Consider the following 26,208-nt stretch of genomic DNA (forward strand, 5'->3'; position numbering starts at 1 on the left):
GGGAGAACGGCATGCATCCGGCATGCCGTTCTTTTTTTTCGTCTGCCATGAGTAAAAAAGATAAATTTGTTTAATTTTATTAGGAGGTGGACAAAGACCTTAGCGTCATTTTGTTATATAATTTACAATTAGAGAGTGAAAGATGAAATCTAAGGGCTTTTTGTCCTAGCAGGAGTGTATAAATGGCGGCTATTTTTAAATTTTTTCAGCATCCGGGTGTCAGACGTTTTTCCGTTTTTCTTGTTTTGACTGGGGTGTTAGTTGTATTCCGAAGTATGATTAATTTGATTTTGCTTACGTTTATTTTTACTTTTCTGATGGATCGGCTGGAGACTGTCATCCGGCACGTGTTGAACCATTTTTTCCGTATCAGTCAGAGGGTGGTCATCACCGTTTTATATATTGCGCTGGCTGTCGGGGCGACTGTGGGGGGCTTTGTCTTTTACCCGATTGTTGCCAAGCAGATTGAACAGCTGATTAAGCAGATCAAGCACATCGCGTATCATCCCGATGTCATCCCGTTTTATGATGAAATATCGAGCGTGTTCGGGGACATTAATATCGCTTCTTATGTAAAAGAAGGATTTAATGTACTGTATACATACTTGGCCGATATCAGCACTTTCGGTTTGCAGGTCGTGATGTCACTGATTCTCAGCATGTTTTTCCTGTTCGAGAAAAAGCGGCTCAAGGAATTCATGAAAAAATTTCAGCACAGCAAGCTGTCTGTCTTTTACTATGAACTTGCTTTTTTCGGCAGCAAGTTTGCGAGAACATTCGGCAAAGTGATTGAAGCCCAATTTATTATCGCGCTGGTGAACTGTATCCTCACCTTCATCGCATTGGCCATTCTGCATTTTCCGCAGCTGTTCGGCCTGTCCATCATGGTCTTTTTCCTCGGGCTCATTCCCGTGGCGGGTGTGGTGATTTCGCTCATCCCGCTCAGTATCATCGCGTATACGACAGGCGGCGCTGCGTACGTCATCTACATCGTATTGGTCATTTTCGTCATTCATGCGATTGAGACGTACTTCCTCAATCCGAAACTGATGTCAGCGAAAACGGAACTTCCGATCTTTTTTACCTTTACGGTTTTGATTTTCTCGGAACATTTCTTCGGCATTTGGGGCCTGATTATCGGGATTCCGATTTTTGTGTTCCTGTTGGATATTCTGGATGTCGTCAATAATGAAGAGAAAGAAAAATCCGGACCGGGGCCGGAAAAGACGTAACAGCCCCGGCGCTTCACGAATAAATGACAAATGTTATAATGCAGACAGTGCCTTATGTACGGGCACTGTTTATTTTTTTTGAAAAAGGAGGAAGGCTGTATGACTGAGCCGATTTTACATATTGAAGGCCTTGACAAAACAATAGGCAAAAAGCACATTTTGAAAAACATCAGCATGGATGTCAGGCAGGGCGAGATCATCGGTTTGCTCGGTCCGAACGGGTCGGGAAAAACCACACTGATCCGAATCATCGTCGGTCTTTTAAAGGAAAACAGCGGCACGATTACAATTAACGGCTTTCAGCACAATACTGAGTTCGAAAAAGCGTTGGAATCCGTCGGAGCGATCGTGGAAAACCCTGAATTCTACCCGTATCTGACGGGATGGGACAACCTGAAGCACTTTGCCAACATGCACAAAAACATTAAAGAGGACAGGCTTCAGGAAGTCATCGAGCGGGTCGGGCTCGCAAATGCCGTTCACGACAAAGTTAAAACGTATTCCCTCGGCATGCGTCAGCGTCTCGGGATTGCACAGGCCATTCTTCACCGTCCGAATCTGCTTATTTTAGATGAACCGACAAACGGGCTTGATCCCGGCGGAATGAAAGATTTTCGCGATCACTTAAAAGAGCTCGCGGAGCTTGAAGGGACGAGCATCCTTTTTGCGACGCATTTATTGCGTGAAGTAGAGGACCTTTGCGACCGTGTCATCATCATTCAAAAAGGTGAAATTAAAACAGAGGTCGTACTGCGAGGCGCTGCGGAAAAAGAAGAAAAAGCCGTCCTCGACATACAGCCTGCTGACGAAGCATTCGAATGGCTGTCCCAACAGCAGTTTGCTCCGGAGAAAAACGGCGGGGGCATTACCGTCACCGTAGCGAAGAAGGACATCCCGGAATTAAACCGGGCGCTCGTCGGACAAGACTTTCTCGTGTATTCCATCATGCCGTATGCGGAATCGCTTGAGGATGAATTCATGAAAGTGACGGCGGCGCTTCAAGAGGAGGGGGAGACGAATGTTTAAATTGACAGCGAATGAGCATATGAAACTTTTTAATCGTAAAGTCTCATTAGTGGCGCTGATTTTAATGGCCGTTCTTCAGTTTATGATGGCGCTCGTCATTAAACGGCTTGTCATCAGCTCCGGAACGGACGAGAACTTCATCGGCTATATGGCGTACGCACCCGGGCTCAATATTCTGCTTGAAGCATTAACGATCGTCATTGCGGCGACGATCATTTCAGCTGAATTTGATAAGAAAACGATTAAATTTTTGTTAATCCGTCCGGTAAAGCGGGAGCGGATTTTTATATCTAAACTCATTACCGTATTTTTGGTCAGCTTGTACCTGTATGCGGCGTACTATATTCTGTCTCTGCTGTTCGGCATGGCTTTCTTCGGAGTGTCGGTGACATCTGAATCAGGGACGCTTCTTGTGAACACACTGAAAGTAATCGGCACGAACTGGGTCGAGGCATTCGCGATGGCATGCTTCGGATTGCTGTGTTCTTCCTTATTCCGTAACAGCGCCACGGCCGTCATTCTGTCATTTATCGTCCTGTACGGCGCAAAATCACTCGTGACGATTATGTCGCTCTTTCAAAACAAATGGGGAAGCTTCCTGCTGTTCGCGAATACGGACCTGACGCAATACATGAGCGGGGCGAAACCGCTGTTTGCGGGAATGACGCCGTTATTTTCGACAGGCATTATCATTATCCATATCGTCTTCTTCTTAGCCGTCGCTTGGTGGAGCTTTTGCAAACGCGATGTTCGGGTATAAAGTAAAGGAATGACATTTTTGTGAAAAAGATCACGATAAATCAATAATTTATGCTATTTTGATTTATAATAAAGGTAATGACGGAGGTGCTCACTTGAGAAATTTTATTACCGCATTACCGATTGTGTTATTGCTTGGTTTTTCCTTTGTGTCATTCATGTTCCAATTCGAACATCTTGTTTATTTCAGGCTTGCGCTGGGATTGTTTTCTACAGTGGGTCTGTTTCTCTTATATAAAATGAAGACGGGATTCCGTTATTTCATCATCTACCTGTATGCAAGCTGGATCGTGCTTGCGGCGGTTACCGCGTTTGAAGAGCCGATTTTCTCAAGCTTTTTCTTTGGCGGACTTGTGATGACGATGGGTTACCTCACATATATGCTGATTTATCTCGGGCTCAAGCAGGACCGCGGCCCGGAAGCAGTCTGAGCACGCTATTCTATGGAATAGCGTGTTTTTTCGTACAGCCTTACAGTTGCGAAACGGGACTTGAATCTCTATAATACTTATTAACTTTATCGGAATTATAATGGGGGGATTCCAGTGTCTTTATGGATACAGAACGAACGGCAGAAAGAATGGATGGAAAAAATCGGCCTGCTTGCAGACGAATTTCAAAAAACAGCCGCGCTTGATGACGAAGAGGGCCGTTTTCCCGCGGAGAAAATTGAAAGACTGCGGGATGCGGGATATACAGCGTTAACGGTACCTGAGGCCTTCGGCGGTGCAGGCATTTCCGTTTATGATATGGTGCTGTTTCAGGAACGGCTGGCTCGGGGAGACGCGGCCGTTGCTCTCGGAATCGGCTGGCATTTATCTGTCATGGGAGAGCTCGGAGAAGAAAACAGCTGGAATGAAGATGTCTTTTCATTTATCACTGAAGAGGTGAAAAAGGGAGCCGTCCTGAACAGGGCAGCGACTGAACGGCAGACCGGCAGTCCGACGAGAGGGGGAAGACCCGGCACCTCTGCTGTCAAAAAGAACGGACAATGGGTGCTGAGCGGCCGAAAAACCTTTACAACCCTTTCGCTGACTTTGGATTATATGCTTGTGACGGCATGGATTGAAGAAAAACAAACGACCGGTGTTTTTCTCATTCATAAAGATCAGGCAGGCGTTTCAGTCGAAGAAACATGGGATATGATTGCCATGAAGGCGACCGGAAGCCATGATCTCCTTTTAGATCATGTCACGGTCAGTGACGAGCGGCTTGTGGAGCTTATCAGCGGGCCGAGAGCGGCGAAAGTGAATGGCTGGCTGCTTCACATTCCCGCTGCTTATTTGGGTATCGCTCAAGCAGCAAGGGACTATGCCGTCCGCTTTGCATCCGAATATTCACCGAACAGCCTGAACGGACCGATTAAAGACGTGCCGGCCGTTTTGCAGCGGGTCGGAGAAATGGAGCTTGAATTGTTAAAAGCGAGACAGTTTCTTTTCACGGCGGCGCAAATGTATGATGACCCGAAACGCCGCCCTTTCATCAAAAGCGAGCTTGGCGCGGCAAAACATATTGTGACAAATGCCGTCCTTTCCGTTGTTGATAAAGCCATGAGAATCACCGGCGCGAAAAGCCTGGAGCGAAACAACCCGCTTCAGCGGTATTACCGGGACGCCCGCGCCGGCCTTCACAACCCGCCGATGGACGATGCGGTTATCAGCAAATTAGCGGCGGAAGCCTTTGAGCAATAAAAAAAAGAGCCTGAAATAGGCTCTTTTTATGTATGGCTGTTGTGCCGGAGCAATTTTTGATGCTTGCGGTCGATTCTGTCATAAATTACATTCATCAGCTTTTGATTATTCATAATGGCCGCTTTGTTTTCTTTTATCAGCTGTTCGTATGTTTTTATTTTCCGTTTCGCCATGAGCCCGCACCTTCCTTACATATTTGATATTCGCTTTCTAACTCTCCAAGCGATAATTCATATAAGTGCCGTTCCGACTTTTTGTATATTCCGTTACTGATCAGCAAATGGATCAGATGTTTTTTACGTCCTTCGACTGATGATCTGAGTTGAGGAGAAGATCTCATGATTACCCTCCTAATCAAATGATATTGATAATCATTATCATTTAATGAAAGTATACAATGAGCCTATTCATATGTAAAGAGAAAATACCGCCAATTTTTCGACAAAAAGTTTCCCGGGGAATAATGCTGTCGAATTGATTGCATTTCCGCCATATCAAAACTGCTATTTTTCTGCTTTTCCATCCATACTATGAATGAGAATGGAGGAGTCCTTACATGAATGATCAAACGGCAAACTTAAAACGGGGCGAAAAAGGCGCGATTCTGAATATCGCCGCGTACCTCATCCTTGCCGCAGTCAAATTGGCGATCGGTCTTATTTATCATTCCGAAGCGCTCAGAGCGGACGGGTTAAATAATGCCACGGATATTGTCGCATCTCTTGCTGTGCTGATCGGGCTCCGGATTTCCCAGCGCCCCGCGGACAGCGATCATGCCTACGGACATTATCGGGCTGAAACAATTTCTTCACTAATTGCGTCTTTTATTATGATGGCGGTCGGGATTGAAGTGCTGATCGGGGGAGCGAAGGCGGTTGTCAGCGGAACGGGTGCCGAGCCGAGCTACATTGCGGCATGGACGGCGCTCGGAAGCGCGATCGTCATGTACGGCATGTATGTATATAACAGCCGTCTTGCAAATCGGATCAAAAGTTCGGCGCTTCATGCGGCGGCGAAAGACAGCCGATCTGACGCATATGTCAGTATTGGGGCGTTTATAGGTGTCATAACGGCCCGCTTTCATCTGCCGTGGGTTGATCCGGTCATTGCTTTTCTGATCGGGATCATCATCTGTAAGACGGCATGGGACATCTTCAAAGATGCTTCCCACTCATTGACGGACGGATTTGACTTGAAAGATTTGGAACCGTACAAACATACTGTGAAAGAAATAAAAGAGGTCAGCAGGCTGAAGGATGTGAAAGCAAGGTATTTGGGAAGCACGGTTCATGTGGAAATGGTCATTACGGTAGATCCGGGATTGTCTGTGAAGGAAGGCCATGAAGTAGCCGATGAAGTCGAATATGCAATAAAACATGAACATGATGTGACTCATGTCCATGTTCATGTAGAGCCAGAAGTCATAAACAAAGATCACGAAACGAATTAAATATGCTGTGATAAAAACTCTGTGACTTCTTCCGGAGTTTTCGCGTTTGCGCTGTGCAGATGCGCTTTCTTTTCACCGTCTTTAAAGACCAGAAGGCTCGGGATGCCCATCACCTGATATTTGTCGGCAAGCTCAGGGAGTTCGTCTCTGTTCAGCTCATACCAATCATTTTGATTATATTCTTCCAAAATATCGCCGATGAACATATTCATGCGCGTGCAGTCAGGGCACCAGTCAGCGAAAAATTTCACGATGATTTCCTTGTCGGATTGAATAAGTTCATTAAATTGTTCTGTTGTACTGATTTTTTTCATATGACACATCTCCTTTTCCATGCCATTTTAATATAAAATAAAAAGGAATTACATACAAATGCTTTCATATTCAGAATGCCCAAAAATAATTAGATCATTTTCTGATGAAAATGATAAGATAGTAAAGATGAATTGCTGTGGGGGGAATATCCATTGAAAACAAGTCTAGGATTGGTGTACGGCGGAAAGTCAGCCGAACACAATGTATCGCTGCAGACAGCACTGGCTGTAACAAAAGCGCTTAATACTGATAAGTTTGATATACATCCGATTTACATCACTGAAAAAGGAGAGTGGCAAAGAGGCCCGCTTCTGACTGAACCGGTTTCCAACGTGAAAATGCTTCAGCTGGAACAAAACGGTGAAAGTTTCGCTCTTTCAGCATTGAACCGGGAAATGTTTCCTGAAGCGTCGGCTGACGAGAAGGCGCCGATTGACGTCGTATTTCCGCTTCTCCACGGACCGAACGGTGAAGACGGCACGATTCAAGGACTGCTGGAGCTGCTGAATGTTCCTTATGTCGGCAACGGAGTGCTTGCATCATCCGCCGGCATGGATAAAGTCATCATGAAGCATTTGTTTGCTCAAGCAGGGCTTCCGCAGGCGAAGTATGCCGCTTTCTTAAAAAAGGATTGGAAACAGACGCCGGACAGCTGCTTACAGCAGGTTGAAGAGGAGCTGGGGTATCCGTGCTTTGTCAAACCGGCGAACCTCGGATCAAGTGTCGGAATCAGTAAATGCCGAAACCGTGAAGAGCTTGAAAAAGCCTTCGAACTGGCTTTTGAGTATGACCGGAAAATTGTTGTGGAAGAAGGAATCGCCGGCAGAGAAATCGAAATCGGCGTGCTCGGAAATGACGAACCGAAATGTTCCGCCGTCGGTGAAATCGCTCCGAAAACCGACTTTTACGACTATAAAGCAAAATATGAAGACGGCGATACGGATTTAATGATTCCCGCGCAAGTGACGGATGAACAATACGCGGAAATCAGCGAGATGGCGATTAAAGCCTTCAAAGCGATTGACGGCTCAGGCCTTGTCCGCGCCGATTTCTTCCTGACCAATGACGGTCAAGTGCTCATTAACGAAGTGAACACAATGCCGGGCTTTACGCCATTCAGCATGTTCCCGCTGCTGTGGAAAGAAGCCGGCGTAGATTACAGCGATCTGATCGAGCAGCTGGTTGAGCTGGCAAAAGAACGCCATGCCGAAAAACAGCTGATTAAACATACATTTTAATGAAAACGGACACTGCCTGAAGGGGGCAGTGTCTTTTCCCGTAACAGACAACATTTTCAGAAAGCGAGGTGCCACCTTTGATAAAGCGAACTGTAAAACGAATCGCCGACATGGTCAAAGGCACACTGACAAATCCTGTATTTGAACAAACAATGATTGAGGGCGCCGCAACCGATACGCGGACTTTGGAAAAAAATCAGCTGTTCATTCCTTTAAAAGGAGAGCATTTTAACGGCCATACCTTTGTGCCGCAAGCATTCGAAAAAGGCGTCTCCGCGGTATTGTGGGACCGCTCTGAGCCGAATCCGCCCGAAGAGCGTGCCGTGATCCTTGTCGATGACACGCTGGAGGCGCTGCAAATATTGGCAAAAGCTTACTTAAAAGAGCTCGGCACACGGGTCATCGGGGTGACCGGAAGCAACGGAAAAACGACAACAAAAGACATGCTTCACGCCGTCCTCGGCACTCAATACCGCGTTCACAAAACTGCAGGCAATTTCAACAACCATATCGGCCTGCCGCTGACCGTGCTTGCCATGCCTGAAGATACAGAAATCGCCGTTTTAGAAATGGGGATGAGCGCGAGAGGCGAAATTGATTTTCTGAGCCGTCTCGCCGAACCGGAAGCTGCCGTCATTACCAATATCGGCGAATCCCATATGCAGGATTTAGGCTCAAGAGAAGGAATTGCGGAGGCGAAACTAGAAATTATAAACGGACTTCGGGAAGACGGCGTTCTGTTTTATTTCGGGGATGAGCCGCTGCTTCGCGAAAAGGCGTACACTTGCCGGACAACGACATACGGCGCAGGCGCGGACAATGATCTCCGCCTGAAAGAAATGAAACAGGCGGAAGAAGGCACTTATTTCAGTATCGACGGTATTGATCGTTCTTTCTTTGTTCCCGTTCTCGGCAGACATAATGTCATGAATGCCATGGCCGCATACGCCGCGGGCATCTATTTCGGCATTACGCCGGAAAATGCCGCTCTGGGACTGAGCCGCCTGAAAGTGACAGGAATGAGATTGGAATTGGTCAAAACGGAAAACGGCATCTCTATCGTCAACGACGCGTATAATGCGAGTCCGACGTCAATGAAAGCGGCGGTCGAATTAATCGAAACGATGAAAGGCTACCGGAAGAAAATGCTCGTGCTCGGTGATATGCTTGAACTCGGTGATCATGAAAAGGCATTCCACGAAGAATGCGGAGCTGCGATCAATCCGGAGGAGATCGACCATGTATTTACGTACGGCACTCTCGGTGCGTTCATCGCTGACGGAGCACGCCGGCATTTTGAAGAAGGCCGCGTCAGCCATTATCTCGAAAAAAAAGAACTGCTTCACGCCATACAGGAAAAGGCCGCTTCCGGCGATCTCCTTCTGTTTAAAGCATCAAGAGGTATGAAGCTTGAAGAAATCGTTAAAGATTTATTAGAGAAGAACTGAAGAAATACTGATCAGCGTCATAAAAATTTATAAAAATGAAGAAACTAAATCCGGGTGAAATAATTCTGTCCGTATGAAAAAGAAATACCGCCGGCTGGAAAATCCCGCCCGGCGCGGGGGCCGGCGTCATTTGCGGGAAGAATCCGGTCAGGCCGCTTCCGGCAGCTTGACCATCTCGCCTTATTGAAAAACACATAGTGTAATGGTAAGATTAAACGTAAAGTAATTCGGGCTTTGTATACGTATGATCCTGTCCTTTGTATGAGAGGGCAGTTTTTAGTGGTAAATCACGACATTACTGAAACAGCAATCAGAAGGAGTTTGAATAATTTGACTATAACGTTTCAAGATTTCCAATTAAGTTCTGATCTCATGAAGTCAATCAATCGTATGGGATTTGAAGAAGCAACACCGATTCAGGCACAAACGATTCCGCTCGGACTTTTAAATAAAGATGTCATCGGACAAGCGCAAACAGGTACAGGTAAAACAGCTGCGTTCGGTATACCCCTTGTTGAAAAAATGAACCCCGAGTCTCCTGATATTCAAGCAATCGTAATCGCGCCAACCCGTGAATTAGCCATTCAAGTATCTGAAGAGTTATATAAAATCGGACAAGATAAGCGTGCGAAAGTGCTGCCTATTTACGGCGGCCAGGATATCGGGCGTCAGATCCGCGCATTGAAGAAAAACCCGCATATCATCGTAGGTACGCCGGGACGTCTTCTTGACCATATCAACCGCCGCACGATCCGTCTGAACAACGTGAATACGGTTGTCATGGATGAGGCCGATGAAATGCTGAACATGGGTTTCATTGATGATATCGAATCAATTCTCTCAAACGTGCCGAGCGAGCACCAAACGCTTCTATTCTCAGCAACAATGCCTGCTCCGATCAAACGGATCGCAGAGCGTTTCATGACTGAGCCTGAGCATGTAAAAGTAAAAGCGAAAGAAATGACTGTTTCCAATATTCAACAGTTCTACTTGGAAGTGCAGGAGCGTAAAAAGTTCGACACGCTGACTCGTCTTCTTGACATTCAGTCTCCGGAACTTGCGATCGTATTCGGACGTACAAAACGCCGTGTCGATGAGCTGGCTGAAGCCTTGAACCTGCGCGGATATGCAGCTGAAGGAATTCACGGCGACTTAACGCAGGCGAAACGTATGGTTGCGCTTCGTAAATTTAAAGAAGGTGCAATCGAAGTGCTTGTAGCGACTGATGTTGCCGCCCGCGGACTTGATATCTCAGGCGTAACACACGTGTATAACTTTGACGTGCCTCAAGACCCTGAAAGCTACGTTCACCGTATCGGAAGAACGGGCCGTGCAGGAAAAACGGGTATGGCGATGACGTTTATCACACCGCGTGAGAAAAGCATGCTTCGCGCGATTGAACAAACGACAAAACGCAAAATGGACCGCATGAAAGAGCCGACGCTTGACGAAGCATTAGAAGGTCAGCAGCAGATGACGGTTGATCGTCTGCGCACGGCGATCAGCGAAAACAACCTGAACTTCTACATGACGGCAGCTGCGGAATTGTTAGAAGATCATGATGCAGTGACAGTTGTGGCTGCAGCCATCAAAATGGCGACAAAAGAGCCGGACAGCACGCCTGTACGCCTCACTGATGAAGCGCCGATGGTCAGCAAACGCTATAAAAACCAGCGTACTTCTAAGCGCAGAGACGGCCAAGGCGGCGGCTACCGCGGCGGCAAAGGGAAAAACAACAGCCGTTCTTCCTACGATAAAAAACGTTCAACTGACCGCCGTTCATCTTCAAGTGACAGACGCCAGAAAAAATCATACTAAAACACAGGAAGCGGACCCTTTTACAGGGTCCGCTTTTTTTCGATATGCCGGAAAGTGAATCTTTTTTGCAAATCAGCCGTATTTGTATGTATGATAAAAAATGGGAGGTAGGTATGTTGAGAGCACAGCCAAAAAATCGAATCAGTCCAAGCGGCTTAAAAGTCTGGCGTCTTCAGGAAATCATCCTGTCCGCCGTTTGTCTTCTGGCCGTTATAGCAGCAGCTGTTTTAAGCCATTTTTTCCATTGGCCGTATTGGATCACCGGAGTCCTCGGCATCATTTGGATCATCGGCTCAGTGATATCCATCTATGCCATACCGAAAATCAGGCACAGGATCTGGCGCTATGAAGTCCATGAAAATGAAATAGATATTCAATCCGGCATTTTTATTGTCAAACGGGTCATTGTGCCGATGGTGAGGGTGCAGCACGTAGATACTTCACAAGGCCCGCTTCTCAGAAGATACCGCCTGGCCTCAGTCAAAATCTCCACGGCGGCGACCGTTCATTCCATTCCGGCGCTTGATATGGAGGAAGCTGACCGGCTGAGGGATTCCATTTCCCGTCTGGCAAGGGTGACGGAAGATGATGTCTGAACCGAAACGTCTGCACCCGGCGGCCGTGATTTTGAACTTATTCCATATTATTATCGAAACCATTAAAAATATCATTCTTCCGTTTTTTCTCGTCTATATCGTCAATTCCAACCACTTCATCCGCTTTTATGGCGGCATTGCGCTCGCCGTTTTGCTTATCTGGCTGATTGCAGCAAGCGTGATCGAATGGAGAAAGTTTACATATCGCATTGAAGACGGGGAATTCAGAATAGAAGAAGGCTTATTTTTTACAAAAAAAAGATACATCTCCATTGACCGGATTCAATCAATGAATACGAGTGCAGGTGTCATTCAGCAGCTTTTTAAGCTGGTTAAGCTGCAAATCGAAACGGCCGGCGACGGAAAAAATGCCGAGGCCGTCTTATCCGCCATTACTGTGGAAGAGGCGGAACGGATCAGAGCAGCGGTTTTTCAGCAAAAAGCTGAGCTGGAAGAACACCGGGAGATAGCGGCGGAGCAGGAGCCGATGCCTAGGGGTGATGTGCAATCCGTCTACAGGCTGTCTTTAGGCGAGCTGCTCATGGCGGCTTCAACATCCGGGGGAATCGGTGTCATCATCTCAGCGGTATTCGCCCTCTTTTCTCAGATTGATGAAGTATTTCCGATGGACTGGCTCTATGACAGGTTCTCTTTTCTCAAGCATGCGAGCATCGGGATTTACGCCGTGATCATTTTCATAGGATTGTTCATCGCCTGGCTGTTAAGCATCGCCGGTATGATGATCAAGCATGCCAACTTCAAAATAGAGAAAAAGGAACATGAATTGGTCATTACACGCGGAATTATTGAAAAGCATCAAGTGACGATCCCGCTCCGTAAAATTCAGGCCATTAAAATTAAAGAAAATGTCATCAGACAGCTATTCGGATACGCGACGGTTGCGATTGTCAGTGCAGGCAGGGCGGGGAATGAGAAAGAAGGCGCTCAGACGATTCTGTTTCCGATCATCCGCAGATCAAAGCTCGGTGTGATGCTGAACGATTTCACACCGGACTACGTGCTGGAAGAAAACCGGAATCATTTGCCGAAAAGGGCGCTGCGCCGGTATTTATTCCGATCCGTTATTTTTTCGGTTTTCGTAATCATCCCGCTTTGTATTCTGTTTAAACCGTGGGGATATGCCTCGCTGCTTGTGCTTCCTGCTGAACTGGTGCTTGGATATGCCTCGTTTAGGACAGCGTCATGGTGCATAAACGGCGGCAGGCTTCAGATCACCACGAGGCTGATCGGGAAGACGACCACGATTATGCTGAGAAGAAGAATGCAGATGCTGGAAGTCAGCCGGTCTATTCTGCAAAAAAGAAGACGGCTCGCATCCGTGGCTACCGCAGTGAAATCAGCTCACCACATGGAGCATGTCATGCTGAAGGATGTCAGTGAGGAAGATGCCGAACGCATCGGGCGCTGGTATTCATATAAAAAAGCGGACGGTTAATACCGCCGCTTTTTTTGCTGCACGCATAAAAAAGAAAGCAAAAATCCGCCTGCCAGTCCGAACAAATGCGCCATAATGTTAATATTAGAATTGATAAAGGTCGACAGCACCGCGATGACAAGCAGCGTCATAATCATTTTTGACTGGTCCCGGCCGATCAGCTCTTTCCGGAATACAGTCAGAAACACATACACGCCGAAAAGTCCGAAGATCGCCCCTGATGCGCCGACATGCACATAATCAAGCGGCTCGACAAGATACGTGCCGATATTGCCGATGATGCCTGATGCGATGTACACAATCAGAAAACGGACTTTTCCGAGCATCTGCTCAAGCGGGGGCGCGAATAAAAACAGAGACATGGAGTTAAACAGGAGATGGGTGAAATTCGCGTGTAAAAACATCGGTGTCACCAGCCGCCACCATTCTCCCTCGAAAACGCCGTAATTATAGCCGGTCACTGCATCTGACCACATCATGACGGAATGAAGCGGCAGGCTGAAAAACAGCCATAAAAACGCCTGAAGCGCCAGAATACAGCTGACGGCGGGATAACGTCTGATAAAAGTCTGGAAATTTTCCGTTCGTATAAACATCGCAAGCCCCTTTGCACTTGATTTGTTACATATATAGTAACACGTTTATGACACAAACCGTTTTTTAGTACGGACTTTTAGGAGGAATTCACATGATTTTCGGAATCGGAATCGACATCGTTGAACTGCACAGAATTGAAAACATGCTCAGCCGGCAGACGAGATTTCCGCAAAGAATATTGACGGACGGTGAATACGTCCGTTTTACACAGCTGTCGGACAAAAGGAAAATTGAATTTCTTGCTGGAAGATTCGCGGCAAAAGAAGCCTTTTCGAAAGCGTACGGCACGGGTATCGGCAAAGAGCTCAGCTTTCAGGATATTGAAACCGGAAAGGATACGGCCGGAAAGCCAGTGCTGACCTGCGCCAAGCTTGACGGCGCGGCAATTCACGTCTCCATTACCCATACAAAAGAATACGCCGCGGCGCAGGTCGTAATTGAAAGGTTGTCACGCTAGTCTGCATATTAGCCGAAACCCCTTCATATATTTGATAGTGCATTAAGGGAGACAAGTTGTTTGAGGCTTTTATGGTACGCGTCCGGCCGTTCAGGGCGTACCGTTAAAGTCAAACAAGCGATTTCTTCCCTTTACATCAATTGAGAAGAAGGGGTTGGAAAAAGGTGAGAAAAAGCTTTGTTTTGCTTTTAACGGGACTGCTTGCCGTCCTTATTCTTTCGGCCTGCGGCCAAAAATCACAGGAAGATATCGTGACCGGTTTAGATAAGAAGGCGAAAGAATACACCTCGTACAAAGCAAAAGCCAAAATGACCATTGAAACGGGGAGTGATCCGCAAGTATACAATGTGGAAATCTGGCATAAAAAACCTTCCCTGTACCGGGTCTATCTGGAAAATCCGAAAAAAGACCAAAATCAAGTCATTTTACGGAACGCCAACGGAGTCTTTGTCCTCACGCCGTCTTTAAATAAGAGCTTCCGCTTCCAAAGCGACTGGCCGAATAACAGCAGCCAAGTATATTTGTTTGAGTCACTTGTAAAAGACGTGCAAAATGACAAAGACGCCGTCTATTCCGCCAAAGATAAAAAGTACACGTTTGAAACAAAAACAAACTATCAGCATAACAAAATGCTGCCGACGCAAGAAATCACTTTCAACAAAAAGGACATGAGCCCGTCGCTCGTCAAAGTCATGGATACAGACCGGAAAGTGATGGTAAAAGTCGAATTCAAAAGCTTTGAATTCAACAAACCGTTTGACAAAGACTCTTTTGACGAGAAGAAAAATATGACGCTTTCCCAGATGGACGTCGCCACAAGCGCCAAGCCGTCTGATTCATTTGCCGTCAAAACACCGCTTCAAGTGCCGGCCGGCGTCAAAAAGCTTGAAGAGAAAGATATTTCAACCGCGGACGGCAAACGGGTCGTCATGACATACGGCGGGGAAAAATCATTCACGCTCATTCAAGAAAAAGCCCAAATCGCAAAAGCAGCCTCTGCCGTCACGCTGAAAGGCGAACCGGTTAATCTCGGCTTCACGGTCGCCGCACTATCCGATACGTCTTTAACGTGGACATATGACGGAGTGGATTATCTCCTGTCATCGAAGGATCTTACTAAAGACGAAATGGTGGCCGCCGCCAAAAGCATGCAGGGACAGTCGTCAAAATAACGTCAAAAAGAGGCCGCCGCTGCCGGCCTCTTTTTTTGATTCCATTTCACTTTGCAGCATAATTTTAGTATGATAATAACAATATGGTTTGAAAATAATGCTAGGAAGTGTATCGAGTGAACACAGCATCCTTTTACAGAGAAACGTGGGCGGAAATCAACCTGTCTGCGATTAAAGAAAATGTCACACATATGAAAAAACACATCGGCGAAAACGTCCATCTCATGGCGGTTGTAAAGGCGAACGCTTACGGCCACGGAGATTTGGAAGTCGGGAAAGCCGCGCTTGAAGCGGGTGCCTCGTGTCTTGCCGTAGCCATACTGGATGAGGCGATCTCCTTGAGAAAACGGGGCATTACAGCGCCGATTCTCGTGCTTGGCGCCGTGCCCCCTGAATATGTACAAGCCGCTGCCGAATATGACGTCACACTGACGGGATATTCTGTTGAATGGCTTCAGGAAGCTGCGCGCCACCTCGGAAGTGAAACAGTGCCGTTTCACCTGAAAGTCGATACCGGCATGAACAGACTCGGAGTCAAAACGGAGGAAGAGATCCAAAGCGTGTTAAAAATCCTCGGCCAAAATCCCGGTTTAGTCTGTAAAGGCGTATTCACCCATTTTGCAACCGCGGATGAAAAAAACAGAGATTATTTCCTCTTCCAATTTGAACGCTTTAAAAAATTGATCGCTCCGCTTTCTTTAAAAGAATTGATGGTTCACTGCGCGAACAGCGCTGCCGGACTTCGTCTTAAAAAAGGCTTCTTTAACGCGGTTCGTTTTGGCATCAGTATGTACGGGCTCCGTCCTTCCGCTGACATCCAAAACGAAATTCCGTTTCAATTAAATCCGGCTTTTGCACTGCACTCTGTTTTATCCCATGTGAAAAAAATCCGCAAAGGGGAAAGCGTCAGCTACGGTGCAACATATACGGCAGAGAAGGATCAATGGATCGGAACCGTTCCCATCGGCTATGCAGACGGATGGCTCCGCAAGCTGAGCGGCACGGCTGTGCTGATCGGCGGCAGACGGATGAACATTGCCGGAAGGATCTGCATGGACCAATTGATGGTCGAATTAGACCAATCTTATCCGCCGGGCACCAAAGTCACCCTGATCGGCAGCCAGAAAGAAGAAACGATCACGATGGACGAAATCGCCGGGCGGCTTGAGACGATTAATTACGAGGTCCCTTGTACCATTAGTTCCCGCGTTCCCCGTATGTTTTTGGAAAATGAGAGTATAATGGAAGTAAGAAATCCTTTACTGCAAGAAAATACAAGCAAGTAGCCGTCATCCGGAAAAAGAGAATTTATAAAACAGCTTTGCTTGACGTTTGAATAATGGTATCATTATGTCTGGATGGATGAATTGGTCGTATCCGTAAGTTTGGTGGAGGTGTATGTTTTTTGTCTGAATCCAGCGCAAGAACCGAAATGAAAATCAGCTTGCCTGAAAACTTAGTAGCTGAATTGGATGGTGTAGCGATGCGGGAGAAACGAAGCAGAAACGAACTGATATCACAAGCAGTGAGAGCGTATGTCAGCGAACGGACAACTCGCCACAACCGTGATTTGATGAGACGCGGGTATATGGAAATGGCGAAAATCAACTTGAACATTTCTTCTGAGGCTCACTATGCTGAGTGCGAAGCAGAAACGACCGTTGAGCGCTTAGTCAGCGGAGGATAATCATTTTGATTGTAAAGCGCGGCGATGTTTATTTTGCTGATTTATCTCCTGTTGTTGGCTCAGAGCAAGGCGGCGTACGCCCGGTTTTAGTGATCCAGAATGATATCGGAAATCGCTTTAGCCCGACTGCTATTGTTGCAGCCATAACAGCCCAAATACAGAAAGCGAAATTACCAACCCACGTCGAAATTGATGCAAAACGCTACGGTTTTGAAAGAGATTCCGTTATTTTGCTGGAGCAAATTCGGACGATTGACAAGCAAAGATTAACGGATAAAATAACTCATCTGGATGATGAAATGATGGATAAGGTTGATGAAGCCCTGCAAATCAGTTTGGCACTCATTGATTTTTAGTCATATTTTTCTGGTTGCTCATATAGAGCAACTTTTTTTGTTTTCGAAAAACATAAGCGCTATAATAAAGAGATAATCAAACAAAATTTGTTGTTTTGTGTCGGGAGGTCAGTGAAACCCATGTCGAATCAGAAAGTGTATCAGTTCATTATTGATCAGCATGATGAACTGCTTGATACTTGGACAGCCAAACTAAAAGAAGTAGGCAATCAGGAAGACTATCAGCTTACGAATCACATATGTGAAAATATTTGTAAAGATTATATAGACATTCTTTTATTATCGACTAAAAATGACGAGGCTACCGAAGAGCAGATCAGTGAACTCGCACTGCGCGCCGTTCAGCTGGGCCTGTCACTGAAACTTCTTTCAGCCACCCTGTCAGAGTTTTGGAAACTGCTTTACGAAACGATGGTCGACCTTAATATGGCTGATCAGGACAGAGCGGATTTGATTTTGGAAATAGACAGTTTTTTCAATCCGATCAACACGGAAATCTTAAATCAGTATTCTATCTCCTGGGAAAAAACAGTTACTTTGCAAAAAATCGCGCTTCAGGAACTGTCGGCTCCGCTGATCCCGGTATTTGAGCATGTAACGGTCATGCCGCTTGTCGGGACGATTGATACGGAGCGTGCAAAGCACATTATGGAAAATCTGTTAAACGGCGTCGTAAAGCACCGTTCACAGGTTGTATTGATTGATATTACGGGCGTACCGGTCGTTGATACGATGGTGGCGCACCATATTATCCAGGCATCGGAAGCGGTGCGGCTTGTCGGCGCGAAATGCCTGCTCGTCGGAATCCGTCCGGAAATCGCGCAGACGATCGTTAATCTGGGAATTGATTTGTCACAGGTTATTACGAAGAATACCCTTCAAAAAGGAATTCAAACAGCGCTTGAAATGACAAATCGAAAAATCGTTTCATTGGGGGAATAACATTGTGAGACATCCAAAAATCCCGATCTTGAAACTGTATAACTGCTTATTGGTATCCATTCAATGGGAACTTGACGACCAGACTGCTTTGCATTTTCAAGAAGACCTGCTGAACAAAATCTATGAAACCGGCGCAAACGGGGTCGTCATCGACCTGACATCCGTTGACATGATCGATTCATTTATCGCGAAAGTGCTCGGCGATGTTATTACCATGTCAAAATTAATGGGCGCAAAAGTCGTGTTGACAGGAATTCAGCCGGCTGTGGCGGTCACATTGATTGAACTCGGAATCTCACTTGAGGAAATCGAAACAGCGCTCGACTTAGAGCAAGGGCTTGAGACATTGAAGCGGGAATTGGGGGAATAGCGATGAACGACCAATCCTGTGTGAAAATCATGACAGAATGGGATATCGTAGCCGCCAGACAGCTTGGCCGCAACGTTGCGAAGGAATTAGGCTTCGGCACGGTGGACCAGGCCAGAATCACGACGGCTATCTCAGAATTGGCCAGAAATATCTACTTATATGCCGGCAAGGGCCAGGTCAGCATAGAACAAGTAAACGACAGAGGTAAAAAAGGCCTTAAAATCATAGCAGAAGACAAAGGACCCGGAATCCCCGACATCCGTAAAGTGATGGAAGACGGCTTTTCAACGTCAGGCGGACTGGGAGCGGGGCTTCCGGGCGTCAAAAGGCTGATGGATGAATTCAGCCTGCAATCTGTTGCAGAGGAAGGAACAGAGATTCAAGCCGTGAAATGGCTTCGGTAGGAGGTTAGAACGTGGATTTCAGGGAGGTTATAGAGCAGCGGTATCATCAGCTGCTTAGCCGATATATAGCCGAATTAACAGAAACATCTTTATATCAAGCCCAAAAATTCAGCCGAAAAACGATTGAACATCAGGTTCCTCCGGAGGAAATTATCAGCATCCACCGAAAAGTAATAAAGGAACTGTATCCGGATCTGCCGGAAGATGTTTTTCATTCGCTGGATTTTTTAATAGAAGTCATGATTGGCTACGGAATGGCTTATCAGGAACATCAAAGTCTGAGAGATATCCAGCAGGAGCTTCGTTCAGAAATTGAAATTGCCGCAAATGTCCAGCAGACGCTGCTGGGCACAAAAATTCCTGAAGAAGAAGAGCTGGATATCGGGGCGATCAGCGTTCCCGCCAAGCAGATGAGCGGGGACTATTATCACTTTGTCAAAGACAAGGAATCGATTAACATCGCGATAGCCGATGTCATCGGAAAAGGAATACCCGCCGCATTGTGCATGTCGATGATCAAGTATGCCATGGACTCTCTTCCAGAGATCGGCATTCACCCCTCCCAAGTGTTGAAAAACCTTAACCGCGTTGTAGAACAGAATGTGGACTCAAGCATGTTTATCACCATGTTTTACGCAAACTACAATACGAAAAATCACCAATTTACCTATGCTTCTGCGGGGCATGAACCGGGCTTCTACTACTCTGAAAAAGAAAAAAAGTTTTATGATCTGGAGGCAAAAGGATTGGTGCTGGGAATTTCTCAGGATTTTGATTACAGCCAATACGAACAGCACATGGACGAAGGAGACATGATCGTTCTTTTTTCTGACGGCGTCACCGAATGTCGTACCGAAAACGGTTTCTTGGAGCGCAGCGACATTCAGCGCATGCTGGAAGAACATATGGAATGCTCGGCGCAGGATATGGTCAAAAATATTTACGACAGCCTGCTGAGACTCCAGGACTTTCAGCTTCATGACGATTTTACGTTAATAGTTTTGAAAAGAAAGGTTTAACAAAACAGCAGCACGGGTAAAAAGCCATTAGTACGAGTAAGGATAACTTTCAGAGGTGATACGATGAATTTAACGGTAGATATGAAGGAGAATCTTTCAGATATACAAATCAATATCGCTGGAGAAATCGATGTATACTCAGCTCCGGTGGTTCGTGAAAAGCTGATGCCCTTGGCAAACGAGGGGAAAAACATGAGAATCTGCTTAAAAGATGTAAACTATATGGACAGTACGGGTTTAGGCGTTTTTGTAGGCGTGTTTAAAACGGTGAGCAAGGAAGGCGGTTCTTTGAAGCTTGAGAATCTTTCCGATCGGCTCGTCCGTCTGTTTGAAATTACGGGGCTTAAGGACATCATTGACATTTCGGCAAAGTCAGAAGGTGGCGTGCAATGAGTACATCAGTTGATTATATTGAGATGAAAATTCCGGCTGAACCGGAATACGTAGGGATCGTCAGGCTTACATTATCAGGTGTCGCCAGCAGAATGGGCTATACCTACGATGACATTGAAGATTTGAAAATCGCTGTCAGCGAAGCTTGTACAAACGCTGTCCAGCATGCATACAAAGATGAAAACAAGGGAGAAGTATCCGTGCGGTTCGGTGTGTTTGAGGACCGGCTGGAGGTCATTGTCGCCGATCAGGGAGACAGCTTTGATTTTGATCAGAAGCAGCAGGATCTCGGGCCGTACACACCTTCGCACACAGTCGATCAATTGTCAGAAGGAGGACTCGGTCTATATTTAATGGAAACGCTCATGGATGAAGTCAAAGTTCAAAGCAACTCTGGCGTAACCGTGGCGATGACAAAGTATTTAAATGGGGAGCGAGTTGATCATGGCACAACCATCAAAAACTACGAAACTAACTAAAGATGAAGTTGATCGGCTCATACGCGACTTTCAAATACATGATAATAAAAAAGCCCAGGAGACACTCGTCGAGGTGTATACCAATCTCGTCGAAATGCTGGCAAAGAAATATTCAAAAGGAAAAAGCTTTCACGAGGATCTCCGCCAGGTCGGGATGATCGGGCTTCTCGGTGCCATTAAACGCTATGATCCGGAGGTCGGCAAATCCTTTGAAGCATTTGCGATTCCGACCATCATCGGGGAGATCAAACGCTTCCTCCGAGATAAAACATGGAGCGTACACGTCCCGAGACGGATTAAAGAACTCGGGCCGCGCATTAAAATGGCGGTGGATCAGCTGACGACAGAGACACAGCGGTCGCCGAAAGTCGAAGAAATCGCAGCCTTTCTCGATGTGTCAGAAGAGGAAGTGCTTGAAACGATGGAGATGGGAAAAAGCTATCAGGCGCTGTCTGTCGATCACAGCATCGAAGCGGATGCAGACGGAAGCACCGTCACGATCCTTGATATCGTCGGTTCGCACGAGGAAGGATACGAACGCGTCAACCAGCAGATGATGATCCAAAGCGTGCTTCATGTGCTGTCTGACCGCGAAAAACAAATTATCGATCTAACATTTGTGCAAAATAAAAGCCAAAAAGAAACAGGGGACATTCTCGGAATATCTCAAATGCACGTCTCGCGCCTTCAGCGGAAAGCGGTGAAAAAACTGAGAGAGGCCTTGATTGGAGATCCCTCCATGGAGCTAATGTAATGATTCAGGTTGAAGAAAACGAACATGTTCAAACTCTTGTATACCAATTAAATAAAGAAGGCAAGTCCATATGCGGGGACAGCTTTTTTATGAAGGCGGATGAAGAGGAATTGGTTTGCGCGGTAGCCGACGGTCTCGGCAGCGGATCCCTTGCCAACGAATCCTCCTCAGCCATTAAAGACATCGTGGAAACATATGCGGATGAGGATGTGGAAAGCATCATTGAGCGCTGTAACCAAGCGATGAAAAACAAAAGAGGAGCGACTGCCTCCATCTTAAAAATCAATTTCACCAAAAGAGAACTGACATACTGTTCGATAGGGAATGTCCGTTTCTTTCTGCACTCCCCATCAGGCGAAGTCTTTCATCCGCTCCCGATTTCGGGTTACCTCTCAGGCAAACCGCAAAAATACAAAACGTATACGTCATCATACGAAAAAGGGGCGACATTCATCATCTACACGGATGGGCTGGAGGTTCCGCATATCCGCACCTGCTTAAAGCAGGGACACTCAATAGAAGATATATCAAAATCAATTCATCCGTACACAACATCCAGACGTGATGATTTGACCTATATTCTCGGGCAGCTTTTATCGTAAGGCTGCTTTTTTTATGTTCCGCCGTTTTTTGATACACTAGAGAAAGAATGAAGAGATGGAGGCTTTGGTGAGATGGAAACATTAGCCCTTTTGAAAAAACAAATTGCTGAAGAAACAGCATTATCCCAAAAACATGTCGAAAGTGTCATCCGCCTGCTTGAAGACGGCAATACCGTTCCGTTTATTGCGCGGTACCGAAAAGAGCAGACCGGCTCAATGGACGAGGTGCAGATTCAGGCAATCTCCGAGCGGTGGCAGTACATACAAAACCTGACGCAGCGAAAAGAAGAAGTCATCAGATTGATCGCCGAACAGGACAAGCTGACGGACGGACTGAAGCAAAAAATCGAACAAGCGGCCAAGCTTCAGGAAGTCGAGGATTTATACCGTCCCTTTAAACAAAAACGGAAAACAAAAGCGACCGTCGCCAAAAGCAAAGGGCTTGAACGGCTTGCGGACTATATTCTTTCACTCCCGAAAGACAACCGCCTTCACGAAACCGCTGATCAATATATCAATGCAGAAAAAGAAGTCGCCACAAGGGAAGAAGCCATTGAAGGCGCGAAGCACATCATAGCCGAACAAATCTCGGATGATCCTCATTTCAGAAAATGGATCCGCCAGGAAACGTATAAAAAAGGAATTCTCACTTCCACAGCAGGCAAGTCAGCCGCAGACGACGAGAAAAACGTCTATGAAATGTACTACGAGTACGAAGAGCCGATTCAAAAGGTCGTTCCTCACAGAGTGCTCGCGATGAACCGCGGTGAAAAAGAAGGCATTTTAAAGATTGCGATCGAACCGCCCGCCGATCAGATAAAAGCTTATTTAGAAAAGCAAATCATCAAACACCGTGAAACGACTGTGAAAGAAACGCTGAAAGAAGCCATTGAGGACAGTTACAAACGCCTGATCCAGCCGGCTATTGAGCGTGACATCCGCAAAGAGCTGTCAGAAAAAGCAGACGCGCAGGCGATCCATATTTTCGCCGAAAACCTGCGTAAGCTCCTGCTGCAGCCGCCGATGAAGGGAAAAGTCGTGCTCGGCGTCGATCCGGCTTTCCGTACGGGATGCAAACTGGCAGTCGTTGACGAGACGGGAAAAGTGCTGAAAATCGACGTCATTTATCCGCACGCTCCCGTCAAAAAGACAGCGGAAGCCCGGAAAAAAATCAAAGAATTGCTGGACCGGTACGAAGTCGAGGTTGTGGCGATCGGAAACGGCACGGCATCACGGGAGACAGAGCAATTCGTCGTTGATGTGTTAAAAGAAACAGAGCGGGACATTTATTACGTCATCGTCAATGAGGCCGGAGCAAGCGTGTATTCCGCGTCAGAAATCGCCCGTGAGGAATTTCCGGATTTTCAGGTCGAAGAGCGCAGCGCCGTCTCCATCGCACGGAGATTGCAGGACCCGCTGGCCGAGCTTGTGAAAATTGATCCTAAATCCGTCGGTGTCGGGCAATACCAGCATGATGTCAGCCAAAAGCAATTAAACGAATCTCTCCGTTTTGTCGTAGAAACCGTCGTCAACCAAGTCGGGGTAAATGTCAACACAGCATCCGCCGCGCTGCTTCAATATGTAGCCGGATTATCCAAAACCGTCGCCGGCAATATCGTCAAAAAAAGGGAAGAACTCGGCAAATTTACAAATCGTAAAGAGCTGAAAGAAATCCCGCGCCTCGGCGCAAAAACATATGAACAATGCATCGGCTTCTTGAGAGTGCCCGGAGGCCAGGAGCCGCTTGACCGCACCGGGATACACCCGGAAAGCTATAAAGAGACAAAGGCGCTGCTCAAAAAACTGCAGCTCACTGCAGAACAGATCGGAAGCGCGGACGTAAAAGAGAAAATCAGCGCACTGCCGCTGTCTGAGACGGCTGAGGAGCTCGGTATAGGGGAAATTACACTTGCAGATATTTGCGGACAGCTGACAAGGCCGGAACGCGACCCCCGTGACGAAGTACCGAAGCCTTTGCTGAAAAAAGACGTTCTGCAGCTTGAGGATTTAAAAGAAGGAATGGAATTGCAGGGCACCGTCCGCAATGTTGTGGATTTCGGCGCTTTCGTCGATATCGGCGTCAAGCAAGACGGGCTTGTGCACATCTCGAAACTGAGCAATCAGTTCGTCAAACATCCTCTCGACATTGTATCGGTCGGAGACATTGTCACCGTATGGGTCGAAGGGGTGGACGCGCAAAAAGGCAGAGTGTCGCTGTCTATGGTAAAATAAAAGCACTGCTTACGAGCAGTGTTTTTTTCTGTAGAAATACCAACACTGGTTCAGCAGTTTGATTTGGTAATTGTCCTTTTCTAAAAACGCTTTTTGCATTTGTTTCATCAGCCAATTCGGCATGGCTCATTCCTCCTCAGCTTTTAGTTAGAGGGCGGTTTTAACACATTGTATGCGAACGGTGAATTGTCCCGTTCGATGTTTTTAAAGCGGGGTGCACATATGGATAACGAACAACTTCAAAAGCTGACGGAAGACATCTCTGCACAGGATTTCGGGAAGCCGTTCCGTCACCGGGCCTTTTTCAATGACCGGCTGAAAACGACAGGCGGCCGGTACATGCTGTCTTCCCATAACATCGAATTAAACCGCAAATATCTGCTCGAACACGGCCGGAGCGAGCTGGTAGGCATCATCAAACACGAGCTTTGCCATTATCACCTTCACCTTGAAGGAAAAGGGTACAAGCACAGAGACAAAGACTTCAGAGACCTGCTTCAGAAAGTCGGAGCGCCGAGATTCTGCACGCCGCTCCAAACAAAAAAGACACAAAAGAAAACATATATGTATAGATGCACGGCCTGCGGCCAACAGTATATAAAGAAGCGGGCAATGAATCCGGAAAGATATGCCTGCGGAAAGTGCAGAGGAAAAATCAAAAGAATTTTTTAAAAAGGCTTGACTCATTTTAATGTTCTATGTTAAATTATAAAAGTCGTTGAGAGACAACGACACTTTCTCCAAAAAATAAATGTTGCTTCTTGACACAATATGTCGCATCATTTATAATGAAGAAAGTCTGATTATTCCACAGTAGCTCAGTGGTAGAGCTATCGGCTGTTAACCGATCGGTCGCAGGTTCGAATCCTGCCTGTGGAGCCATATGGAGAAGTACTCAAGTGGCTGAAGAGGCGCCCCTGCTAAGGGTGTAGGTCGCGTAAGCGGCGCGAGGGTTCAAATCCCTCCTTCTCCGCCAGATAAGTTCTCAACCAGACGGCCCGTTGGTCAAGCGGTTAAGACACCGCCCTTTCACGGCGGTAACACGGGTTCGAATCCCGTACGGGTCACCATTTACCTTCGTTGGGCTATAGCCAAGCGGTAAGGCAACGGACTTTGACTCCGTCATGCGTTGGTTCGAATCCAGCTAGCCCAGCCATTTTATTTTAAAATGTTGAATCACTTTTAGAGCGAGCCATTAGCTCAGTTGGTAGAGCATCTGACTTTTAATCAGAGGGTCGAAGGTTCGAGTCCTTCATGGCTCACCACTTGTCACGCGGGTGTGGCGGAATTGGCAGACGCGCTAGACTTAGGATCTAGTGTCTTACGACGTGGGGGTTCGAGTCCCTTCACCCGCACTTTCTTTTCAAAGTGCTGATCACTAGCTTACATGCTTAGTGAAAAAACAGCTTCATAGCACGCGGTCGTGGCGGAATGGCAGACGCGCTAGGTTGAGGGCCTAGTGGGTGAATAACCCGTGGAGGTTCAAGTCCTCTCGGCCGCATCTCAATGATACCAAGGGTTTAGATACCTTTGGTATTTTTTGTTTATAGAAATTCATCTGTTACTGTCCACTTATTTATAGTAGGTCAGTAATGGTGTTAAGTAGCTTTTTAGCATTTTCCCACTTTGTGTGTGGGTGATGAGGCTTTAAACGAAGGATTTAAAATAGCGGCCGACCGAGTTGGAGCATAAAAAAACGGAGGATTCCCTTCGTT

At 46.7% G+C, this 26,208-nt stretch carries 30 protein-coding genes, 7 tRNA genes and 1 pseudogene; 33 read left to right on the forward strand and 5 right to left on the reverse strand.

The annotated features are described in order from the left end of the window. Positions 1-182 precede the first annotated feature (182 nt). The 5 genes from ABDB98_RS02345 to ABDB98_RS02365 all read left to right on the forward strand — a co-directional run bounded on the left by ABDB98_RS02345 (position 183) and on the right by ABDB98_RS02365 (position 4,708). Positions 183-1,232 (forward strand): AI-2E family transporter, encoded by a 1,050-nt coding sequence (locus ABDB98_RS02345; protein ID WP_438421243.1) that lies wholly within the window; start codon positions 183-185, stop codon positions 1,230-1,232. A 99-nt stretch (positions 1,233-1,331) separates the two neighbouring features. Then, on the forward strand, positions 1,332-2,258 hold the full coding sequence (locus ABDB98_RS02350) for an ABC transporter ATP-binding protein (RefSeq protein ID WP_438421245.1): 927 nt from the start codon (positions 1,332-1,334) through the stop codon (positions 2,256-2,258). A gap of 19 nt (positions 2,259-2,277) precedes the next feature. After that, positions 2,278-3,018, forward strand: coding sequence for an ABC transporter permease (locus ABDB98_RS02355; protein ID WP_101605620.1), 741 nt, complete (start codon positions 2,278-2,280; stop codon positions 3,016-3,018). Between the two features lie 94 nt (positions 3,019-3,112). Then, on the forward strand, positions 3,113-3,448 hold the full coding sequence (locus tag ABDB98_RS02360; protein ID WP_003156210.1) for a hypothetical protein: 336 nt from the start codon (positions 3,113-3,115) through the stop codon (positions 3,446-3,448). Between the two features lie 114 nt (positions 3,449-3,562). After that, complete coding sequence (locus ABDB98_RS02365; protein WP_438421246.1) at positions 3,563-4,708, forward strand: acyl-CoA dehydrogenase family protein; 1,146 nt, start codon at positions 3,563-3,565, stop codon at positions 4,706-4,708. 26 nt (positions 4,709-4,734) lie between these two features. On the opposite strand, the gene fbpB is transcribed toward ABDB98_RS02365, so the two are convergent. Together fbpB and ABDB98_RS02375 are read right to left on the reverse strand one after the other, a co-directional pair. Beyond that, positions 4,735-4,881, reverse strand: a complete 147-nt coding sequence (gene fbpB / locus ABDB98_RS02370; protein WP_003156206.1) for a Fur-regulated basic protein FbpB — start codon at positions 4,879-4,881, stop codon at positions 4,735-4,737. Next, positions 4,874-5,048, reverse strand: a pseudogene (locus ABDB98_RS02375) (Fur-regulated basic protein FbpA); the annotation flags it as partial. The gene fbpB and the pseudogene ABDB98_RS02375, both read right to left, overlap by 8 nt. A 216-nt stretch (positions 5,049-5,264) precedes the next feature. Between ABDB98_RS02375 and ABDB98_RS02380 the strand changes: the two are divergent. Beyond that, a complete protein-coding gene (locus tag ABDB98_RS02380; protein WP_438421247.1) occupies positions 5,265-6,158 on the forward strand; it encodes a cation diffusion facilitator family transporter in 894 nt (297 codons plus the stop codon). Here ABDB98_RS02380 and ABDB98_RS02385 read toward each other — a convergent pair. Beyond that, on the reverse strand, positions 6,155-6,472 hold the full coding sequence (locus tag ABDB98_RS02385; protein WP_016937180.1) for a thioredoxin family protein: 318 nt from the start codon (positions 6,470-6,472) through the stop codon (positions 6,155-6,157). The two genes, ABDB98_RS02380 and ABDB98_RS02385, sit on opposite strands and share 4 nt — an antisense overlap. A 153-nt stretch (positions 6,473-6,625) precedes the next feature. On the opposite strand from ABDB98_RS02385, the gene ABDB98_RS02390 reads away from it, so the two are divergent. The 5 genes from ABDB98_RS02390 to ABDB98_RS02410 all read left to right on the forward strand — a co-directional run bounded on the left by ABDB98_RS02390 (position 6,626) and on the right by ABDB98_RS02410 (position 13,029). Next, the gene (locus ABDB98_RS02390; RefSeq protein WP_013351087.1) at positions 6,626-7,711 is read left to right on the forward strand and encodes a D-alanine--D-alanine ligase; all 1,086 of its coding nucleotides are present in this window, start codon (positions 6,626-6,628) and stop codon (positions 7,709-7,711) included. A gap of 77 nt (positions 7,712-7,788) precedes the next feature. After that, entirely contained in the window at positions 7,789-9,159 is a 1,371-nt protein-coding gene (locus ABDB98_RS02395) for a UDP-N-acetylmuramoyl-tripeptide--D-alanyl-D-alanine ligase (protein ID WP_438421248.1), read from the forward strand. A 330-nt stretch (positions 9,160-9,489) separates the two neighbouring features. Next, a complete protein-coding gene (gene cshA, locus ABDB98_RS02400; RefSeq protein WP_438421249.1) occupies positions 9,490-10,977 on the forward strand; it encodes a degradosome RNA helicase CshA in 1,488 nt (495 codons plus the stop codon). Positions 10,978-11,093: 116 nt separating this feature from the next. Next, positions 11,094-11,573, forward strand: coding sequence for a PH domain-containing protein (locus tag ABDB98_RS02405; RefSeq protein WP_029575265.1), 480 nt, complete (start codon positions 11,094-11,096; stop codon positions 11,571-11,573). Continuing rightward, positions 11,563-13,029 carry a PH domain-containing protein gene (locus ABDB98_RS02410; protein WP_438421250.1) on the forward strand — a complete coding sequence of 489 codons (1,467 nt, stop codon included), beginning with the start codon at positions 11,563-11,565 and terminating at the stop codon, positions 13,027-13,029. The genes ABDB98_RS02405 and ABDB98_RS02410 overlap by 11 nt, the downstream gene beginning before the upstream one ends. Here ABDB98_RS02410 and ABDB98_RS02415 read toward each other — a convergent pair. Then, positions 13,026-13,625, reverse strand: a complete 600-nt coding sequence (locus ABDB98_RS02415; protein ID WP_016937174.1) for a rhomboid family intramembrane serine protease — start codon at positions 13,623-13,625, stop codon at positions 13,026-13,028. The two genes, ABDB98_RS02410 and ABDB98_RS02415, sit on opposite strands and share 4 nt — an antisense overlap. Before the next feature lie 92 nt (positions 13,626-13,717). Here ABDB98_RS02415 and acpS point away from each other — a divergent pair, with 92 nt between their 5' ends. The 14 genes from acpS to ABDB98_RS02485 all read left to right on the forward strand — a co-directional run bounded on the left by acpS (position 13,718) and on the right by ABDB98_RS02485 (position 24,493). Then, the gene (acpS, locus tag ABDB98_RS02420) at positions 13,718-14,083 is read left to right on the forward strand and encodes a holo-ACP synthase (RefSeq protein WP_342007386.1); all 366 of its coding nucleotides are present in this window, start codon (positions 13,718-13,720) and stop codon (positions 14,081-14,083) included. Positions 14,084-14,247: 164 nt separating this feature from the next. Further along, on the forward strand, positions 14,248-15,255 hold the full coding sequence (locus ABDB98_RS02425) for a LolA family protein (RefSeq protein WP_016937172.1): 1,008 nt from the start codon (positions 14,248-14,250) through the stop codon (positions 15,253-15,255). 116 nt (positions 15,256-15,371) lie between these two features. Then, a complete protein-coding gene (gene alr, locus ABDB98_RS02430) occupies positions 15,372-16,541 on the forward strand; it encodes an alanine racemase (RefSeq protein WP_438421251.1) in 1,170 nt (389 codons plus the stop codon). Positions 16,542-16,660: 119 nt separating this feature from the next. Beyond that, positions 16,661-16,942 (forward strand): type II toxin-antitoxin system antitoxin EndoAI, encoded by a 282-nt coding sequence (endB, locus tag ABDB98_RS02435; protein ID WP_003156188.1) that lies wholly within the window; start codon positions 16,661-16,663, stop codon positions 16,940-16,942. Positions 16,943-16,947: 5 nt separating this feature from the next. Next, complete coding sequence (gene ndoA / locus ABDB98_RS02440; RefSeq protein WP_003156187.1) at positions 16,948-17,298, forward strand: type II toxin-antitoxin system endoribonuclease NdoA; 351 nt, start codon at positions 16,948-16,950, stop codon at positions 17,296-17,298. A 120-nt stretch (positions 17,299-17,418) separates the two neighbouring features. After that, positions 17,419-18,240 (forward strand): STAS domain-containing protein, encoded by an 822-nt coding sequence (locus ABDB98_RS02445; RefSeq protein WP_003156182.1) that lies wholly within the window; start codon positions 17,419-17,421, stop codon positions 18,238-18,240. Positions 18,241-18,244: 4 nt separating this feature from the next. Further along, on the forward strand, positions 18,245-18,610 hold the full coding sequence (gene rsbS, locus ABDB98_RS02450) for an RsbT antagonist protein RsbS (protein WP_003156180.1): 366 nt from the start codon (positions 18,245-18,247) through the stop codon (positions 18,608-18,610). A 2-nt stretch (positions 18,611-18,612) separates the two neighbouring features. Then, positions 18,613-19,014, forward strand: coding sequence for an anti-sigma regulatory factor (locus ABDB98_RS02455; protein ID WP_003156178.1), 402 nt, complete (start codon positions 18,613-18,615; stop codon positions 19,012-19,014). Positions 19,015-19,025: 11 nt separating this feature from the next. Next, the gene (locus tag ABDB98_RS02460; RefSeq protein WP_016937170.1) at positions 19,026-20,033 is read left to right on the forward strand and encodes a PP2C family protein-serine/threonine phosphatase; all 1,008 of its coding nucleotides are present in this window, start codon (positions 19,026-19,028) and stop codon (positions 20,031-20,033) included. Between the two features lie 63 nt (positions 20,034-20,096). Further along, positions 20,097-20,426: an anti-sigma factor antagonist gene (locus ABDB98_RS02465; RefSeq protein WP_016937169.1), complete on the forward strand. Its 330-nt coding sequence runs from the start codon at positions 20,097-20,099 to the stop codon at positions 20,424-20,426. Further along, positions 20,423-20,905, forward strand: coding sequence for an anti-sigma B factor RsbW (rsbW, locus tag ABDB98_RS02470; RefSeq protein WP_003156173.1), 483 nt, complete (start codon positions 20,423-20,425; stop codon positions 20,903-20,905). Before ABDB98_RS02465 ends, rsbW begins: the two co-directional genes overlap by 4 nt. Beyond that, positions 20,871-21,659: an RNA polymerase sigma factor SigB gene (gene sigB / locus ABDB98_RS02475; protein ID WP_016937168.1), complete on the forward strand. Its 789-nt coding sequence runs from the start codon at positions 20,871-20,873 to the stop codon at positions 21,657-21,659. Before rsbW ends, sigB begins: the two co-directional genes overlap by 35 nt. Continuing rightward, on the forward strand, positions 21,659-22,261 hold the full coding sequence (locus tag ABDB98_RS02480; protein ID WP_049627930.1) for a PP2C family serine/threonine-protein phosphatase: 603 nt from the start codon (positions 21,659-21,661) through the stop codon (positions 22,259-22,261). Before sigB ends, ABDB98_RS02480 begins: the two co-directional genes overlap by 1 nt. Before the next feature lie 72 nt (positions 22,262-22,333). Further along, a complete protein-coding gene (locus ABDB98_RS02485; protein WP_438421253.1) occupies positions 22,334-24,493 on the forward strand; it encodes a Tex family protein in 2,160 nt (719 codons plus the stop codon). Positions 24,494-24,502: 9 nt separating this feature from the next. Here the strand turns inward: ABDB98_RS02485 and cmpA are convergent, their stop codons facing one another. After that, positions 24,503-24,616 carry a cortex morphogenetic protein CmpA gene (gene cmpA, locus ABDB98_RS02490; RefSeq protein WP_003156164.1) on the reverse strand — a complete coding sequence of 38 codons (114 nt, stop codon included), beginning with the start codon at positions 24,614-24,616 and terminating at the stop codon, positions 24,503-24,505. A 99-nt stretch (positions 24,617-24,715) separates the two neighbouring features. Between cmpA and ABDB98_RS02495 the strand changes: the two genes are divergently transcribed. From ABDB98_RS02495 to ABDB98_RS02530, 8 genes are all read left to right on the forward strand, one after another. Beyond that, a complete protein-coding gene (locus ABDB98_RS02495; RefSeq protein WP_049627932.1) occupies positions 24,716-25,165 on the forward strand; it encodes a SprT family protein in 450 nt (149 codons plus the stop codon). 135 nt (positions 25,166-25,300) lie between these two features. Further along, a tRNA-Asn gene (locus ABDB98_RS02500) sits at positions 25,301-25,375 on the forward strand. Between the two features lie 3 nt (positions 25,376-25,378). Further along, a tRNA-Ser gene (locus tag ABDB98_RS02505) sits at positions 25,379-25,469 on the forward strand. Positions 25,470-25,488: 19 nt separating this feature from the next. Further along, positions 25,489-25,563, forward strand: a tRNA-Glu gene (locus tag ABDB98_RS02510). An 11-nt stretch (positions 25,564-25,574) separates the two neighbouring features. Then, positions 25,575-25,649, forward strand: a tRNA-Gln gene (locus ABDB98_RS02515). A gap of 33 nt (positions 25,650-25,682) precedes the next feature. Continuing rightward, positions 25,683-25,758, forward strand: a tRNA-Lys gene (locus ABDB98_RS02520). A gap of 8 nt (positions 25,759-25,766) precedes the next feature. Then, positions 25,767-25,848 (forward strand) — tRNA-Leu (locus tag ABDB98_RS02525). Between the two features lie 62 nt (positions 25,849-25,910). Further along, a tRNA-Leu gene (locus ABDB98_RS02530) sits at positions 25,911-25,994 on the forward strand. Positions 25,995-26,208 lie beyond the last annotated feature (214 nt).

This window comes from Bacillus siamensis, from assembly GCF_051628075.1.
Classification (GTDB): Bacteria; Bacillota; Bacilli; order Bacillales; family Bacillaceae; genus Bacillus; species Bacillus siamensis.